The sequence below is a fragment of the Conexibacter sp. CPCC 205762 genome (genome assembly GCF_030646155.1).
Lineage (GTDB): Bacteria > Actinomycetota > Thermoleophilia > Solirubrobacterales > Solirubrobacteraceae > Conexibacter.
The window spans coordinates 1-15473 of sequence record NZ_JAUTDN010000072.1 but is presented as its reverse complement, the minus strand read 5'-3'; the positions used below and the strand labels follow the sequence as shown (position 1 = coordinate 15473).

Sequence of the window (15473 nt, the reverse complement as noted above, 5' to 3'; positions counted from 1 at the left end):
GCCGCCCCGCGCCCGCCGGCGCCGGCCGCCTCCCCCGCGCCGGCCGCGCTCGCCCCGGCCGGCGTCACCGCCTTCGCCGGCGCCCTGCTCGGCGCGCTCGTCGGCGCGCTGCTGGCCGCGCTGCTCATCCGCGCCGGGCGCGACGCGCGCTGAGCGCACGATCTCCGGACGATCGACCCCCTCACAGGGGGTCGATCGTCCGGAGGTCCTACCGCAGCAGCGTGACCGGGCGCTTCGGGGCGGGGGTGTTGCGCGATTTGGTGAAGCGGACGACGCCGCCGGTCAGGGCGGCGCCGATGCCGGGGACGTCGCCGACCTCCAGGGCGCCGGCCCAGTCGTCGCCGGCCGAGCCGAGCGGGGCGTCGAGCAGCAGCAGGTCGGCCGGGCGGCCGACCTCCAAGAGGCCCGCGTCGAGCCCGTAGACGCGGCCGACGGAGCCGGTCGCGGCGGCGATCGCCAGCTCGACCGGCAGGCCGCCGAGCGAGACCAGCTCGGCGATCAGGTGGAACATCCCGAGCGGCACGACGCCGGTGCCGGTCGGCGTGTCGGTCGAGATCAGCAGGCGGTCGTCTCTGCCGTGCTCGCGCGCGAGGCGGCAGATGTCGAGCGCCGAGCGGAGGTTGCCGGCCATCGCCAGCTGCAGCGCGATCTCGCCGCCCGCGACGACGATCTTCTCGTTGTCCTCCACCGACATCGCGGTCGGGCCGCCGTTGACGTGGAAGCTGACGTGCGCGCCCATCGCGATCACCGCGCCAGCGTCGATCCGGTCCAGCGACCCGGGGATCGAGCCGCCGCCGGTGTGGCAGGTGACGAGCAGGCCGGCGGCGCGCGCGGCCTGCGCGACCGGCACGTAGTCCAGCGGCGCGTCGAAGGCGCCGAAGCCGGCCTTCGCCAGCCACACGCCCTGCGCTCTCAGCTGCTCGAAGTCCGCCTGCGTCAGCCCCGGTTCGAGGATCACCGAGCCGGCGTGCACGGTCACCCCGCCGGGTCTGAACGAGGCGAAGCAGCGCTGCGCCGCGATCGCCAGCGCCATCACGCCGGCCGGGTCGGACGGGCGGCCGGGCGTGTGCACCTCCGACGCCGTGATCGCACGCGTCGTGCCGCCGTGCAGGTAGGACTCGATGTAGCCGACCGTCTGCTGACGCGGCGTGTAGTCGCCGAAGGTGATGTGGACGTGCGAGTCGATCAGGCCCGGGATCAGGCCGGCGCCGCCGGCGTCGAGGACCGTCTCGTGGTCGCCGTCGGAGACGTCGGCGGAAGCGCCGATCCAGCTGATGACGCCGTCGTCGCAGACGAGCGCGTCGCCGGTCAGCGGCGTGCCCGCGAGGTCCCCGCTGTGCGAGCGGCCGACGTTGACGATCGCGACGCTCACGCCGCCACCTCCGGCTCGGCCAGGTAGGCGCCGCGCGCGAGCTTGATCCGGTAGCGCACGAGCGCCTTCGGCATCGAGTAGGCGAGCGCGCCGATCAGGCGACCCTCGCGGTAGGCGGCGGCGCAGAATCTGCGTTCCTCCAGCGAGCCCTCGACCAGCTCGATCCGGTCCGCCTGCGCCGGCAGCCCGACCGTCTGCAGTCTCACGCCGAAGTGATCGGACCAGACCGACGGCACGGCGGCGTAGCCGGCCGCCTCGCCAGCGGGCGCGAGCAGCGTTCTGGCCGCGTGGACGCCGCCCTCGACGGCGTTGGTCCAGTGCTCGATCCGCATCGGCATGCCGCCGAACGTCGGGTTCGGCCAGCGCGCGACGTCGCCGGCCGCGACGACGCCCTCGACGCCGCTGGCGGCGAGCGTCGCGTCGCAGACGACGCCGTTGTCGAGCGTCAGGCCGGAGCCCTCCAGCCAGCCGGTGCAGGGCGTCGCGCCGACCGCGACGACGACCACGTCGGCGTCGATCCGCGTCCCGTCGTCCAGCAGCGCGGCCTCGAAGCGGTCGCCCGCGATCGTCTCGGTCACCGTTCTGCCGATCAGCGTCGTGACGCCGTGCTCGGCGAGCATCGCGCTGGCGGTCTGCGAGACGGCCTCGCCGGCGATCGCCAGCGGCGCGTCGAGGCTGACGATCGTGACCTCGGCGCCGAGCGCGCGGGCCGTCGCGGCGACCTCGACGCCGACGAAGCCGGCGCCGACGATCAGCAGGCGGGCGGGTGCGGCGGCGGAGGCGGGCGCGGCGGCGGAGGCGGGTGCGGCGCGGGAGGCGGGCGAGGCGGCGGCGGGCGCGCCGAGCGCCGAGCGCAGCGCCTGCGCGTCGTCGAGCGTGCGCAGCTCCAGCACGTTCGGCAGCCGCACGTCGAACGCCGGGAGGCGGCGGGGCGCGCTGCCGGTCGCGATCACGAGGCCATCGTATGGCAGCTCCCTGCCGGAGGCGAGGGTGACGATCCGGCGGCCGGTGTCGAGCGCGGTCGCGGCGTCGCCGAGCAGCCAGGCGGCGTCGAGCTCGTCGGCGCCGCGCAGGGCGACCTCCGCGGCGCTCTGCGCGCCGGCCAGCAGCTCCTTCGACAGCGGTGGGCGGTCATACGGTCTGCACGGCTCGTCGCCGACGATCGTCAGCGCCCCGGCGAAGCCCTCCGCGCGCAGCGCCTCCGCGGCGCGCAGGCCCGCGAGCGACGCGCCGACGACGAGGACGCGGTCGAGTGTCGATTCAGGCATGGAATGAGACTACTGTATTCAGTAAGCTCTGACGATGGAATCTCCCTCGACGCCCGACCCGCGCGGCCGATCGCGCGGGGACGCCGCTGCAGCGGTCCGCCTCGACGCTGGCGACGGCCGCCACGTCTGGTTCTCCGGCAACCTCGTCACGATCAAGGCCGGCGCCGGCGACGCCGCCGGGCCGAGCGTCCTGGAGGCGCGGATGCATGCCGGCCACGCGCCGCCGCTGCACGTCCACAACGACGAGGACGAAGCGTTCTACCTGCTCGCCGGCGCGCTGCGGTTCCGCTCCGGCGACGGCGAGTTCGACGTCGCGCCGGGCGACTTCGTGCTCGTCCCGCGCGGCACGCCGCACGCGTTCAAGGTCGGGCCGGAGGGCGCCCACACGCTCCAGTTCGCGACCTCGGGGATGCTCGCCGGCTTCATGGAGGCGGCCGGCGAGCCGGCGCCCGAACCGGTGCCGCCGCCGCACGCCGACTTCGACAGAGCGCGCGTCGCGGCGGTGGCGGAGCGGTTCGACATGACGGTCGTCGGCCCGCCGCTGGCGTGAGCGGAGCCGCCGCCAGCCGGTCTGGCGCGGGCGCGCGCCACGCCGCCGCCGAGCACCCCGTCGCGGGCGCGCGCGACCTCGCCGCGAGCCGCCCCTCCGCGGGCGCGCGCCATGCCGAGATCGCCGGCGCCGGGTTCGCAGGGCTGACGCTTGCGACGGCGCTCGCACGCGGCGGCTGGAGCGTGCGGGTGCACGAGCGCTCGGCCGCCCCGCGCGGCGGCGGGGCGGGGATCTTCCTGTGGGAGAACGGCCTCAGAACGCTCGCCGCGCTCGGGCTCGAAGCGGAGGTCCTGCGGCGCAGCCACAGCGCCGCCGCCTGGCAGGAGCGCGACCACCTCGGCGCCGACCTCGGCCACCGCCCCTTCCCGCTCCCCGGTGGCCTGCGGATGGTGACGATGACCCGCAGCGACCTCTACGCGCCGCTGCTGCGCGCCGCGCGCGAGGCCGGCGTCGACCTCCGCACCGGCTCGGAGGTCGTCGGCGCCGACCCGGCCGGCGCGCTCCTCACCGCCGGCGCAGCGTCCGGCCGCGCGCCCGCCGCCCCCGCGGTGCGGCGCTGGCCGGCCGACCTCGTCGTCGGCGCGGACGGGATCTCCTCGCGGGTGCGGGAGGCAGTCGGGCTGCTGCGGGCGCGCCGCAGCTTCGAGGAGCTGACGATCGTCCGCTTCACCGTCCCGCGCGAGCGCGCGCCCGGCCGCGACAGCCTCTGGTCCGACTACAGCGACCACTGGAACCTCGCCGCGCGCCGGCGCGTGATGGTCGTCCCCTGCAACGCGAACGACCTCTACCTGCTGCTCGCCGCCCGCGCGCACGACGCCGCCGCGACCGCGCGCCCGCTGGACGGCGCCGTCTGGGCGGAGAGCTTCCCGCTGCTGGCGCCGCTGCTGCGCGAGCTGCCGCCCGCGCCCCACGCCGACCGCTACGAGGCGGTCGAGGTGGAGGCGTGGTCGCGCGGGCGTGTCGCGCTCGTCGGCGACGCCGCCCACGCGATGCCGCCGACGATCGGCCAGGGCGCCGGCACCGCGATGACGAACGCGCTCGCGCTGGCCGCCGCGCTCATCGCGCACGCCGCGCCCGCATCCGCGCAAGCCGCGCCCGCATCTGCGCAAATCGCGCCCGCACCCGCGCAAAACGCGCCCGCACCCGCGCAAAACGCGCCCGCACCCGCGCAAAACGCGCCCGCACCCGCGCAAAACGCGCCCGCACCCGCGCAAAACGCGCCCGCACCCGCGCAAAACGCGCCCGCACCCGCGCAAAACGGGCCCGCATCTGCGCAAGCCGCGCCCGCACCCGCGCAAAACGCGCCTCGCGACGACGTCCGCGACGTGCTCGCGGCTTGGGAGGCCGCCGAGCGGCCGATCACCGATGCGACGCAGGAGGCTTCGATCGCCCGGCTCGCGGACCTCTTCCCCACCCCCGGCGTTCGCCGCGACTCGTGGGGCGCGCGGCCGCTCGACGCGGCCGCGCGCTGATCAGTACGACGCCCGCCCGTCCCACCGGTACCGCGGCGCCCAGCCGAGCAGCTGCTTCGCCGCCGTGCAGTCGGCGAGGGCGGCGCGCGAGTCGGCGGGCGGCGGGGCGCCGTCGCGCCAGGGGACGTTCGGCAGGTTCTCGGCCGCCAGCTCGGCGGCGGGGCGGTCGGAGGCGACGTCGTCGGCGCACAGCAGCAGGCGGGCGTGGCCGCTGGCGGGCGAGGGGCAGGTGACGGCGAGCGAGAATGCGTCGGCGACGTCGCGCACGTCGACGATCACGCCGCAGTGCCAGGAGGCGCCGCGCGCCGGACCCAGCTCGCTCAGCGCGGCGAACTCCCGCCACTGCTCCGGCTCGACCACGAACACCGGCCGCAGGCAGATCGTCTCGACCGGGTTCGCGCGCGTGAAGGCCTCGCACATCTCCTCCGACAGCCACTTCGCCAGCCCGTACGGCCGCGCCGGCAGGCCCGGGTGGGCGTCGTCGACCGGCAGGTAGAACGGGTCGCGCTCCAGCATCCCGAGCGCCTTGCCGGAGGAGGCGTGGATCACGCGCCCGACGCCCTCCGACAGCGCCGCCAGCAGCACGTTCCAGGTGCCGCCGACGTTGACCGCCATCACCTGGTCGGGGATCTCCTCTCTGTCGCCGGGGATCCCGGCGAGGTGGACGATCGTGTCGCAGCCGGCCGCCGCGGCGCGCACTGCGGCGAGGTCGCGGATGTCGTCGCCGCTCGCGAGGTCGAAGCCGACGACGGCGTGCCCGTCGCGCTCCAGCGCGGCCCGCGTCGGCCGCCCGACGATCCCGCGATCGCCCGTGAGCAGGACCCTCACCGCGTCACCCGTCGATCCGGTTCGCCGGCGCGTCGAGCGACGCCTCGGCCGCGGCCGCGCCACCGCCGAGCACGCGCTCGCGCAGGTCGTCGCCGCCGCGCACGCGGCGCATGCCGCGGATGCCGAGGCCGCCGTCGGTCTCGATCACCGAGCCGGTCATGATCGCGCCGTTGGCGCGCGAGCCGGCGAGCACGAACGCGGCCGCGTGGTCGGACGGGTCGGCGTGTCTGGCCAGCGGCACGACCCGCTCGACGTTCGCGTCGCTGTTGGAGGCGTGCGCGTGGGCGCGCATCGCTCTGCCGTCGGCGTCGACGCCCAGCTCTCTCGGCAGCGTGATGTTCGTGCGCGTCGCGCCCGGGGCGACCGCGTTGACGCGCACCGCCGGCGCCCACTCGTGCGCGAGCTGGCGCACGACGCCGAGGGCGGCGTGCTTGGAGCTGATGTACATGATCCCGCCGCCGTCGGGCCAGAAGGACGAGTTCGACAGCGTCACCACCAACGTCCCGTTCGACGCGACCAGCGCCGGCAGAGCGGCCTTCGCGCCGAGGATCACGCCCTTGACGTTGACGTCGTAGACCGCGTCGTAGGCGGCCTCGAGGTTCTCCTCGGCGATGTTGGCCAGCTCTCTGAACATGTCCGACAGACCCGCGTTGGCGACGAAGACGTCCAGTCTCCCGAACGTCGCGACGCAGTGCGCGACGGCCGCCTTGTTGTCGGCCAGCGAGCGCACGTCGCAGACGATCGTCGTGACGGCGTCGCCGTGCGCCTGCGCCACCTCGGCGAGCCGCTCCTCGTTCAGGTCCGCGACGCAGACGGACGCGCCCTCCGCCACGTAGCGGTCGACGACGGCACGGCCGATCCCGGACGCGCCGCCGGTGACGAGCGCGACCTCTTCTTCAAGCCACAGCATGCAAGTTCTCCTCTAGATCCAGTCGACGAGCACTTCCAACGTGCCGTCGATCACGCGCGACTCGATCGGGTCGAGCGGGTCCTTCGCGGGGCCCTTGACGACCTCGCCGGTGGCGGCGTCGAAGCGCGCGCCGTGCATCGGGCACTCGACCAGGCAGCCTCTCGGCAGCCGCCCGGAGACGAGCTGGAAGTCCGAGTGCGGGCAGGTCGCGTCGTAGACGTGGAAGCCGTCGGTCGTCGTCGCGACGATCAGCTCGCGGTCCTCGACCCAGTGCGTCGTCAGGAAGCCAGGGCGCAGCTCGGCGGTCGCGACGACCGCCGTGAACGTTCCCGCCGCCTCCATCAGAAGAGGACGCTCAGGTTCGTCGCGGTGATCACCGTCTGGTCGACGAGGATCGTCCGCCGCCGGACCTTGAACGCGTCGCCGTCGGGCACGAGCAGGTCTCTGCGCACGCCCGTGAACAGCTGGTAGTCGAGGTCCTGCCGCGTGCGCGTGACCATGAAGCCGATCCGCGCCTCCAGCTCCGGGCCGGCGGCGGAGCGCTCCAGCCGCAGGTTGGAGACGAAGTGGCGGGTGCGCGACGGCGGCGTCTCGGCCCACGCGAATTCGGTCTCCAGCCGCTTCACGCGCGTCATCAGCGTCGCGTGGTCGTCGACGAAGAAGCCGGACTCGTGGAAGCCCTCGCCGTCGGTCAGGAACTGGGTCGTGCGGACCGGCATCGTGTACTCGATCTCCGGCGCGAACAGCTCCAGCCACTCGGCGAATCTGTAGGTGTCGAGCAGCTCCGCCTCGTGGTGGAGGAACTCCAGCACGCGGCCGTACTCCTCCGTGTTCGGCAGGATCGCCGTGCCGAGCGCGCTCACGACCGCAGCTCGCCGGCGACGTCCGCGCGGTGCTCTCTCGACATGTACGTGCGCCACGCCGCGTACCACGAGCGCTGCGTCATCTCGCCGTAGGAGTCCTTGTACGCTCTGCCCGGTCCGGGCCACGTCTCGTCGACCGCGCGGCCGATCCCCATCTTGTGGTGGAGCGTGTGCTGCTTCGCCGCCGGGCCGAGCGAGGCGCGCGTGCAGTCCTCCCAGTTCTCCATGTCGTCCTGGTCGTAGATGCCGGCCGGCCCGAAGGTCCGCACGTACGTCTCGTACGTCGCCTTGCGGTACTCCGGCGAGGCGTCCTTGTCGACCGCCAGCCACGACCACATGCGGGTGCGCGTCGGCGAGATCGGGACCTCGAGGCGGAAGTTCAGGAACGGCACGTCGGGCTGGCCGATCGTGCCGCTGGACATCAGCTGCAGCCAGTGGAAGTTCGGCCACACGGTGCCGGCCGAGTAGGCGGTCTTGCGGGCCATCTCGACCTGGTCGGGATCGAGGTGCTCGGCCATCTGCGCGCGCAGCTCCTGCGGCAGGCCCATGTGCGAGTAGTGCTCGTTCGGCGCGCCCGGCGTCAGGTGGAGGATGTGGCCCTCCTCGGCGACGATCATGTGGCCGTGGGCGGCGAAGTCGGGATCGTTGGGCAGCATCCCCAGCTCGACCAGCGAGTGGTGCGCGGAGAAGACGTGGAAGTTGTCGGTGAAGTTGTCGGTCGCGTACTTCCAGCCGGTCTCGACGTCCCACACCTGCGGCGGCCCGAGCACCTCGACGCCGCCGGTGCGGCCGACGATGATGTCGAGGTAGTACTTCATGTCGCCGAGGAAGTCGTCGAGCGACGGCGCCTCCGCGTCCCAGCTGGCGAAGATCAGGCCCTGGTAGCTGCCGAGCTTGGCGACCGGGATCAGGCCGAGCTCCTCCTTGTCCAGCTCGCCGTCCTCGTAGTGCTCCTCGGCGGCGGCCGTCATCAGTCTGCCGTCGTTCTTGTACGCCCAGCCGTGGTAGGGGCAGCGCAGGAAGGAGGCGTTCTCGCGGTCGGTGCGGCAGACGCGCATGCCGCGGTGGCGGCAGGAGTTGAGGAAGACGCGCACCTCGCCCTCGTCGTCGCGGACGAGGATCACCGGGTCGATCCCGGCGGAGCGGGTGACGAGGTCTCCCGGCTCAGGGATCTCGCTCTCGTGGCCGATGAAGAACCAGCCTCTCGCGAAGATCCGCTCCTGTTCGAGCGCGTAGACCTCGGGGTCGGCGAAGATGCGGCGCGAGATCAGCCCCTCCTCCGCACGGGCGAGGTCGGCGATCGCCTCCCCGTTCGAGAGTCGGGCTGCGGCGGGCCGCGGCGCGGTGGTGCTCATGTCGTCTCCTGGGCGGTTGGGACGGGTGGTTCCGTTGCGCGCACGAGGGCGCGCACACGATCTGGCGTCAGCGGACAGCTGCGGACGACGACGCCGTGGCCGGCGAGCGCGCCTTCGACGGCGTTCGCGAGCGCGGCCATCGGGCCGATCGCGCCGCCCTCCCCCAGGCCCTTGACGCCGAGGGGGTTGAGCGGCGAGACGACGTCGACGTGCGCCGTGCGGAACTCCGGCATCTCGGAGGCCGTCGGCAGCAGGTAGTCCATGAACGAAGCGGTGCGGAGCTGGCCCTCGTCGTCGTAGACCAGCTCCTCGAAGAGCGCGCCGCCGATCCCCTGCATCGTGCCGCCGATCACCTGGCCGTCGGCGATCTGCGGGTTGACGGCGCGGCCGCAGTCGTGCGCGATCGCGTAGCGGAGGATCTCGACCTCGCCCGTGCGCGGATCGACGGCGACGACGGCGGCGTGGACGCCGGCGGCGTAGGTGACGGGGCCGGGGTAGTACTCGGCCTGCGCGCGCAGGACCGCGGGCGCGCCGGCCGGGCGGCCGGGGTTGAACGGCGTCAGCGCGGCCATCGGGCCGAGCGGCAGCGGATCGTCGGCGCCGACCTCGAACCCGAGCCCGGCGGCCGCCTCCACGACCTGCGCGCGCAGCTCCGCGCAGGCCTTCGCGACGGCGTTGCCGCCGACGACGAGCGAGCGGCTGGCGAGCGTGCCGAAGCCGGTCGCGATCGCGTTCGTGTCGCCGCCGACGACCTCGATCGCCTCCAGCGGGACGCCGAGCGCGTCGGCCGCGATCTGGCCGAGCGTCGTGCGGTGGCCCTGGCCCTGCGAGGCGGAGCCGACCGCGACGCGCACCCTCGCGCCCGCGATCACCTGCGCGGAGGCGCTCTCGAACGGGCCGACGCCGGTCCCCTCGACGTAGGCGGCGTAGCCGATCCCGACCTCGCGGCCGGCGCCCGCGCGCGCCTCCCAGTCCTCGTCGGAGACGAGCCTGCGCGCCTGCCGCAGCAGCTCCGGATAGTCGCCCGAGTCGTACACCTGGCGGGTGCCGTCGCGGTAGATCATGCCGGTCTCGTACGGCAGCGCCGAGGGCGGGATCGCGTTGCGCTCGCGCAGCTCGCCGGGGTCGATCCCGAGCCTGCGGGCGACGCGGTCGACGATCCGCTCCATCGCGAAGACCGCCTCGGGGCGGCCGGCGCCGCGGTAGGGCGCGGTCACGCCGGTGTTCGTCACGACCGCGCGCATCTCGACGTCCACGGCCGGGATCGCGTACATGCCGACGAGGTGCGTCAGCGAGTTGTAGGGGACGACGAGGCCGAGGATGTTGAACGCGCCGCAGTTGTGCGTGATCTGGTCGCGCAGCGCGAGGAACCTGCCGTCGGCGTCGGCGGCGAGCGCGATCGTGTGGACCTGCTCGCGGCCGTGGGTCGTCGCGAGGAAGTGCTCGGAGCGGTCCTCGATCCACTTGACGGGCGTGTTCAGCGCGCTGGCGACGTACGAGATCACCAGCTCCTCCGGGTAGATCGCGCCCTTCGGGCCGAAGCCGCCGCCGACGTCGGGCGCGCGCACGTGCAGCGTCTCGGGGGAGCGCCGCAAGGCGCCCGCGAGGAAGTCGCGCAGCTGGTGGGGCGTCTGCGTCGAGGACCAGACGAGCAGCCTGCCGTCATAGGGGTCGGGCTGCGCGACGACGCCGCGCGTCTCGATCGGCGAGGCGATGTGGCGGTGGGAGCGGAACTGCTCCTCGACGACGACCGCCGCGCTGTCGAAGACCGCGTCGACGTCGCCGTTGCTGAAGCGGTAGTGGAGCGCGAGGTTGCTCTCCCACTCCGGCTCCAGCAGCGGCGCGCCGGGGGCGAGCGCGTCGAGCGGGTCGACGACGGCGGGCAGCGGCTCCAGCTCCAGCTCGATCAGCTCCAGCGCGTCCTCGGCTCTGTAGCGGTCGTCGGCGATCACGACCGCGAGCGGCTGGCCGACCCAGGTCGCGCGCTCGGTCGGCAGCGCCGCCATCGGGTGGACGCGCGACCAGGCGCCGGTCGACTCTCTCACCGGCGGCGGGACGATCTTGGCGATCTGGAAGACCATCGGCTCGACCTGGCCGTGCAGGTCGGCGCCGGTGAAGATCGCGTGGACGCCCGGCATCAGGCGCGCGAGCGAGACGTCGATCGCCTTGATCCGCGCGTGCGCGTGCGGGCTGCGCAGGAAGGCCGCCTCCAGGCAGCCGGCCGGCGCGATGTCGTCGACGTAGCGGCCGTTGCCGCGCAGCAGCCGCTCGTCCTCGACGCGCGGCACCGATCTGCCGACGAGCGGCTCACGCGCCATCGGCGTCTCCCGCGGGGGCCGCTGCGGGCGTGCCGTCGCCGGCCTGCGCGGCCAGCTTCGCCTCCGCGCTGCGAACGGCGCGGATGATGTTCTGGTAGCCGGTGCAACGGCAGAGGTTGCCGGAGATCGCGTCGAGCAGCTGCGCGTCGCTCGGGTGCGGGTGCTCGCGCAGCAGCGCGGCGCTCGTCATCAGGAAGCCGGAGGTGCAGAAGCCGCACTGCATCCCGTGCTCCTCATGGAACGCCTGCTGGAGCGCGTGCAGCTCGGCGCCGGGAGCCGCGAGCCCCTCGACGGTCTCGACCTCGGCGCCGTCGGCCTGGACCGCGAAGACGAGGCAGGAGCGCTGCGGCTCGCCGTCGACCAGCACCGTGCAGGCGCCGCAGACGCCGTGCTCACAGCCGACGTGGGTGCCGGTCAGGCCCGCGCGGTGGCGGATGAAGTCGCTCAGCAGCAGCCGCGGCTCGACCTCCGCGCTCAGCTCTGCGCCGTTGACGGTGAGGCGGATCGGCAGCTGCTCGCTCACCGCGCGCGCTCCAGCGCTTCGGCGATCGCGGTGACGGCGAGCGTGCCGGCCAGCTCGCGGCGGTAGTCGGCGCTGGCGTGGACGTCGCCGGAGGGGTTGACGGCGGCGGCGACCAGCGCGGGGACCTGCGTCCGAATCTGCTCCAGCAGCGCGGCAGCGTCGCCGGGCACGGCGTCGGCGGCGGGCGCGCGCAGCAGCAGCTCCTCCACGCTCGCGATCCGGCGGGCACGGTCGCCGACGCCGAACAGCACCAGCCGCGCGTGGCGGCCGGGCGCGACGACGGCGATCGCGCCGGCCAGCGCGAAGTCGCCGTGGCGGCGGGCCAGCTCGCGGAACGACCAGCCGGCGCCGTCCGGCAGCGGCGGGAAGGCGACCTGCTCCAGCAGCTCGCCCGGCTCGACCGCGGTCTCGTAGTAGGAGACGAGGAAGTCGTCGGCCGCCAGCTCGCGTCGTTCCGATTGCGAGTTCCACGGCTGTGTCCGGTTCGTCGAGCCAGGTGGGAACTCGCGGCGTCGGGGCGCTCGGGCGATCGTCATGCGCGCGTCGTGCGCGAGCGCGAGCGCGGGCAGCTCGGCCGTCGGGTCGCTGTGGGCGAGGCTGCCGCAGACGGTGCCGCGGCTGCGGATCTGCGGGTGGCCGACGTGCGCGACGCCGGCCGCCAGCAGCGGGAAGCCGGCCTGCACGGCGGGTTCGCGCAGCAGCCGCGCCTGCGTCACGCCGGCGCCGACGAGCAGCGCGCCGTCGGCCGCGCGCACGCTCAGCTCGCGCAGCGCCTGCACGCGGCGCAGGTCGACGAGCGTCTCCGGCGTCGCGAGGCGGAAGTTCATCATCGGCACGAGCGACTGCCCGCCCGCGAGCACGCGCGCCTCGCCGGCGCCGTCGGCGAGCAGCTGCAGCAGCTCTTCGAGCCGCGTCGGGGCGTGGTAGGCGAACTGGGCGGGTTTCATCGGACATCTCACCCGCCGGCCGAGCGGCGGAGGTGCTCGGCCGGCAGGCGGAACGCGACAACTGTATACAGTATTGCCGGAACTGGCAAGGGTTCCGTTTCCGTTCGCCGGAGGGCGTATCCTCAATCAGGTGCAAGGCCCCCCGATCCCATTCACGCCCGAGCTGCGCAACCGCCGCACGACCTCGGACCACATCGCCGACGCGCTCCGTGCCGCGATCAACAGCGGCCAGCTCGCCGACGGCGCCGAGCTGAACCAGGTCGAGATCGCCGGCCACTTCGGCGTCTCACGCGTGCCCGTGCGCGAGGCGATGCGCCAGCTGCAGGCCGAGGGCCTGATCGACGCCTCGGCCCACCGCCGCGCCGTCGTGCGGGGGATCGGCATCGACACGCTGACCGAGGCCTACGAGCTGCGCGCGCTGCTGGAGGGCCGCCTCGCCGCCGCCGCCGTGCCGAACCTCGACAGAGCCCGGCTCGACCGCCTCGCCGCGCTCAACAGAGAGCTGAGAGAGTCGAGAGACCACACGCGCTACCTGGAGCTGAACAGCGAGTTCCACAACACGCTCTACGAGGTCGCCGACAGACCGCTCGCGTTCGAGTTCGTCGAGTCGCTGCGCCAGCGCTCCGAGCGCTACGTGCAGATGTGGAGCAGAGGCCGCGGGCTCAACCGCGGCAGACAGGTCGCCAGAGAGCACGCCGCGATCGTCAGACTCGCCAAGCAGGGCGATGCGGCCGGCGCTCAGCGCGCCGTCGAAGAGCACATCCAGCACACGCTCGACGCCGTGCTCGCGCTGCACGAGGACCAGCTGCCGTCCAACGGCGCCGACGGCGACGACGCGTAGCGGCCGCCCGCCGCCACGCGCCATCGCCGGCAGCCCCGGGCCCGGCTCAGCGACCCGGGAAGAACTCCTCGAGTCTGACGGCCTTCCAGACCTCCTCCGGGACGTCGACGGTCTGCTGGAACGGCAGGCCGACCGGCTTCGTCGCGTCGATGATCCACTTCGCGTTGAGGGCGCCGTTTCTGGTGTCGTCCTCGATCGAGTACGCCGTCGGGTCGAGCTCGCAGGTGTACGCCTCGGGGATGACTATGACGTCCTTGTCGGCGCGCACGCGCGTCGCGACCGCCCACATCACTCTCATCTCGTCGTACGGGTCGATGTCGTCGTCGACCACGACGCAGAGCTTCACGAACGGGTCGGCGCCGAGCGCGGTCAGGGCGGCGTTGCGCGCCTGGCCGTCGTACTCCTTGCCGATCGAGACGTAACAGGCGAAACGGCAGCAGGCCGAGAACGGCATCGAGACCGCTCTGACCGACGGCACGACCGCGCGCACCTTGCTCAGCAGGTTCGCCTCGCGGCCGACCATCCCGATCAGGTTGTGCTCGGGATGGGCGTTGAAGACGTCCTGGTAGATCGCGTCTCTGCGGCGCGTGATCGCCGTCACCTCGACGACGAGCGTGTCGTGCGCCGGGCCGAGGTACCAGGAGAACTCGCCGAACGGCCCCTCCCACTTGCGCACTCTCGGCAGCAGCTTGCCCTCGATCACGATCTCGGCGTCGGCCGGGACGTCGATCCCCAGCGTCGCCGATCTGACCATCCGCATCGCCTCGCCGGCGAGGCCGCCGGCGACCTCGATCTCGTCGACCTCCAGCGGCCCGCGGTACTGCGAGGCCATGTACAGCGTCGGGTAGTGGCCGATCACGATCGCGACCTCGAGCGGCTCGTCGCGCTGCTCCTGCTTGTGATGCATGTGCCAGATGTGCGAGTAGGCGCCGGGGTCGAGCCGCAGCTCCTTCGGGCCGATCACCTGGATGCGGTAGATGCCGGCGTTGTAGGCGCCGTTGTCGGGGTCCTGCGCGACCGTGACGCCGGAGGAGATGTACTCGCCGCCGTCCTCGCCGCAGTGGACGATGTTGGCGATCTTCGTGACGTCGACGTCGTCGCCGGTCAGGACGATCTCCTGGACCGGGCCGCTGTCGACCTTCTCCGGCGGGATCATCGTGCCCTGGCGGGCGTCGTAGGCGTGCGCGAGGCCGGCGCTGTCGGTGTCGAACAGCAGCCCGAGGCGGTCGCGGTGCCCGAGCGCGTTGCCGAGCACCGGCACGTCGCAGCCCTTGACGTTCTCGAACAGGACCATCGGGAACTGGCCGTCGTCCTGGAACTTGCGCAGCACGCCGGTCAGCTCGAATCTCGGGTCGACCTCCTTCTCCGTCGTCAGGTACGACGACGGGTAGGCCTCCTCCACCTGCTTGATGAACGTACGAAGATCCTTGGGCACCGGGGCCGTCCTCCATCACCGTGTCGCCGCCGCGCCGCGCTGACGCGACGGCCGAATGAATACAGTCGGCAGTAGCCTAATGACTGGCGGTCATCTGTCAAGCTGTCGCGATGGAAGAACCGCTGAGACGCGCCGCCGCACCCGCCGCGACCTCGGCCGCGCGAGCCGCGGCCGGTGGCCGCACCCCCGCCGGCGGCCGCCGCGACGAGCTGCTGGAGGCGGCCGAGCAGCTGATCGTCGAGCGCGGGCTGAGCGCGCTCACGGTCGACGACGTCACCTCCCGCGCCGGCGTCGCGAAGGGGACCTTCTACATCCACTTCTCCTCCAAGGGCGAGCTGCTGTCCGCCCTGCGCGCCCGCTACGCGGCGGCGATCTGCGCCGAGCAGCAGCGGGCGCTGGCGACGCTGCCGGCCGGCGACCACGGCGGCCGGCTCGACCGCTGGGTCGCGGAGGCGATCGGCGCCCACCTCGAGCACGAGCGGCTCCACGACGCGCTCTTCCACCACGATTTGCCGGCCGTCGCGGTGGCGACAGGTGTCGCGGTCGAGAACCCGCAGCTGACGCTGCTGGAGGAGCTGCTGCGCGCCGGCCGCGACGACGGCGGCTTCGCGCTGGAGGAGCCGCGCGTGACCGCGGCGCTGCTGTACGGCGCGATGCACGCGGCGGTCGACCTGCTGCTCGGCGACGTGGCGGGCGCGGGCGACGGCGCAGGCGCGGGCGACGGCGCAGGCGCGGGCGACGGCGCAGGCGCGGGCGACGGCGCGGGCGCGGCCGGCGCGAGCGGCGCCTCC

At 73.7% G+C, this 15473-nt stretch carries 15 protein-coding genes; 4 read left to right on the top strand and 11 right to left on the bottom strand.

Annotated features, from left to right (window positions below; translation table 11 throughout):
- Positions 1 to 208: 208 nt before the first annotated feature.
- Positions 209 to 1372: an amidohydrolase family protein gene (locus Q7L73_RS27805; RefSeq protein ID WP_304695804.1), complete on the bottom strand. Its 1164-nt coding sequence runs from the start codon at positions 1370 to 1372 to the stop codon at positions 209 to 211.
- Positions 1369 to 2640, bottom strand: coding sequence for an NAD(P)/FAD-dependent oxidoreductase (locus Q7L73_RS27800; protein WP_304695802.1), 1272 nt, complete (start codon positions 2638 to 2640; stop codon positions 1369 to 1371). The genes Q7L73_RS27805 and Q7L73_RS27800 overlap by 4 nt, the downstream gene beginning before the upstream one ends.
- A 34-nt stretch (positions 2641 to 2674) precedes the next feature.
- On the opposite strand from Q7L73_RS27800, the gene Q7L73_RS27795 reads away from it, so the two are divergent.
- Together Q7L73_RS27795 and Q7L73_RS27790 are read left to right on the top strand one after the other, a co-directional pair.
- A complete protein-coding gene (locus Q7L73_RS27795; RefSeq protein ID WP_304695800.1) occupies positions 2675 to 3190 on the top strand; it encodes a cupin domain-containing protein in 516 nt (171 codons plus the stop codon).
- Entirely contained in the window at positions 3187 to 4662 is a 1476-nt protein-coding gene (locus tag Q7L73_RS27790; protein WP_304715767.1) for an NAD(P)/FAD-dependent oxidoreductase, read from the top strand. Before Q7L73_RS27795 ends, Q7L73_RS27790 begins: the two co-directional genes overlap by 4 nt.
- Here Q7L73_RS27790 and Q7L73_RS27785 read toward each other — a convergent pair whose 3' ends face one another.
- From Q7L73_RS27785 to Q7L73_RS27750, 8 genes are read right to left on the bottom strand one after another with little or no spacing between them, the layout of a single operon-like run.
- Positions 4663 to 5490, bottom strand: a complete 828-nt coding sequence (locus Q7L73_RS27785; protein WP_304695796.1) for an NAD(P)-dependent oxidoreductase — start codon at positions 5488 to 5490, stop codon at positions 4663 to 4665.
- A gap of 4 nt (positions 5491 to 5494) precedes the next feature.
- The gene (locus tag Q7L73_RS27780; protein WP_304695794.1) at positions 5495 to 6400 is read right to left on the bottom strand and encodes an SDR family NAD(P)-dependent oxidoreductase; all 906 of its coding nucleotides are present in this window, start codon (positions 6398 to 6400) and stop codon (positions 5495 to 5497) included.
- Positions 6401 to 6412: 12 nt separating this feature from the next.
- Positions 6413 to 6742 (bottom strand): Rieske 2Fe-2S domain-containing protein, encoded by a 330-nt coding sequence (locus Q7L73_RS27775; RefSeq protein ID WP_304695792.1) that lies wholly within the window; start codon positions 6740 to 6742, stop codon positions 6413 to 6415.
- On the bottom strand, positions 6742 to 7263 hold the full coding sequence (locus Q7L73_RS27770) for an aromatic-ring-hydroxylating dioxygenase subunit beta (RefSeq protein WP_304695790.1): 522 nt from the start codon (positions 7261 to 7263) through the stop codon (positions 6742 to 6744). Before Q7L73_RS27770 ends, Q7L73_RS27775 begins: the two co-directional genes overlap by 1 nt.
- Positions 7260 to 8618 carry an aromatic ring-hydroxylating dioxygenase subunit alpha gene (locus Q7L73_RS27765; RefSeq protein WP_304695788.1) on the bottom strand — a complete coding sequence of 453 codons (1359 nt, stop codon included), beginning with the start codon at positions 8616 to 8618 and terminating at the stop codon, positions 7260 to 7262. The genes Q7L73_RS27770 and Q7L73_RS27765 overlap by 4 nt, the downstream gene beginning before the upstream one ends.
- Complete coding sequence (locus Q7L73_RS27760; RefSeq protein WP_304695786.1) at positions 8615 to 10936, bottom strand: xanthine dehydrogenase family protein molybdopterin-binding subunit; 2322 nt, start codon at positions 10934 to 10936, stop codon at positions 8615 to 8617. The genes Q7L73_RS27765 and Q7L73_RS27760 overlap by 4 nt, the downstream gene beginning before the upstream one ends.
- Positions 10926 to 11459 carry a (2Fe-2S)-binding protein gene (locus Q7L73_RS27755; protein ID WP_304695784.1) on the bottom strand — a complete coding sequence of 178 codons (534 nt, stop codon included), beginning with the start codon at positions 11457 to 11459 and terminating at the stop codon, positions 10926 to 10928. Before Q7L73_RS27755 ends, Q7L73_RS27760 begins: the two co-directional genes overlap by 11 nt.
- Complete coding sequence (locus Q7L73_RS27750; protein ID WP_304695782.1) at positions 11456 to 12406, bottom strand: xanthine dehydrogenase family protein subunit M; 951 nt, start codon at positions 12404 to 12406, stop codon at positions 11456 to 11458. Before Q7L73_RS27750 ends, Q7L73_RS27755 begins: the two co-directional genes overlap by 4 nt.
- A 130-nt stretch (positions 12407 to 12536) precedes the next feature.
- Here Q7L73_RS27750 and Q7L73_RS27745 point away from each other — a divergent pair, with 130 nt between their 5' ends.
- On the top strand, positions 12537 to 13247 hold the full coding sequence (locus Q7L73_RS27745; RefSeq protein WP_304695780.1) for a GntR family transcriptional regulator: 711 nt from the start codon (positions 12537 to 12539) through the stop codon (positions 13245 to 13247).
- 46 nt (positions 13248 to 13293) lie between these two features.
- Here the strand turns inward: Q7L73_RS27745 and Q7L73_RS27740 are convergent, their stop codons facing one another.
- The gene (locus Q7L73_RS27740; RefSeq protein ID WP_304695778.1) at positions 13294 to 14682 is read right to left on the bottom strand and encodes a UbiD family decarboxylase; all 1389 of its coding nucleotides are present in this window, start codon (positions 14680 to 14682) and stop codon (positions 13294 to 13296) included.
- Between the two features lie 110 nt (positions 14683 to 14792).
- Here Q7L73_RS27740 and Q7L73_RS27735 point away from each other — a divergent pair.
- The coding region (locus Q7L73_RS27735; RefSeq protein ID WP_304715765.1) for a TetR/AcrR family transcriptional regulator at positions 14793 to 15473 on the top strand (681 nt) is incomplete at its 3' end.

What these genes read in the sequence shown, in the direction of transcription:
- Q7L73_RS27775 (WP_304695792.1), bottom strand. Translation starts at nt 6,742, where the DNA reads ATGGAGGCGGCGGGAACGTTCACGGCGGTCGTCGCGACCGCCGAGCTG.
- Q7L73_RS27795 (WP_304695800.1), top strand. Translation starts at nt 2,675, where the DNA reads ATGGAATCTCCCTCGACGCCCGACCCGCGCGGCCGATCGCGCGGGGAC.
- Q7L73_RS27750 (WP_304695782.1), bottom strand. Translation starts at nt 12,406, where the DNA reads ATGAAACCCGCCCAGTTCGCCTACCACGCCCCGACGCGGCTCGAAGAG.
- Q7L73_RS27760 (WP_304695786.1), bottom strand. Translation starts at nt 10,936, where the DNA reads ATGGCGCGTGAGCCGCTCGTCGGCAGATCGGTGCCGCGCGTCGAGGAC.
- Q7L73_RS27765 (WP_304695788.1), bottom strand. Translation starts at nt 8,618, where the DNA reads ATGAGCACCACCGCGCCGCGGCCCGCCGCAGCCCGACTCTCGAACGGG.
- Q7L73_RS27780 (WP_304695794.1), bottom strand. Translation starts at nt 6,400, where the DNA reads ATGCTGTGGCTTGAAGAAGAGGTCGCGCTCGTCACCGGCGGCGCGTCC.
- Q7L73_RS27800 (WP_304695802.1), bottom strand. Translation starts at nt 2,640, where the DNA reads ATGCCTGAATCGACACTCGACCGCGTCCTCGTCGTCGGCGCGTCGCTC.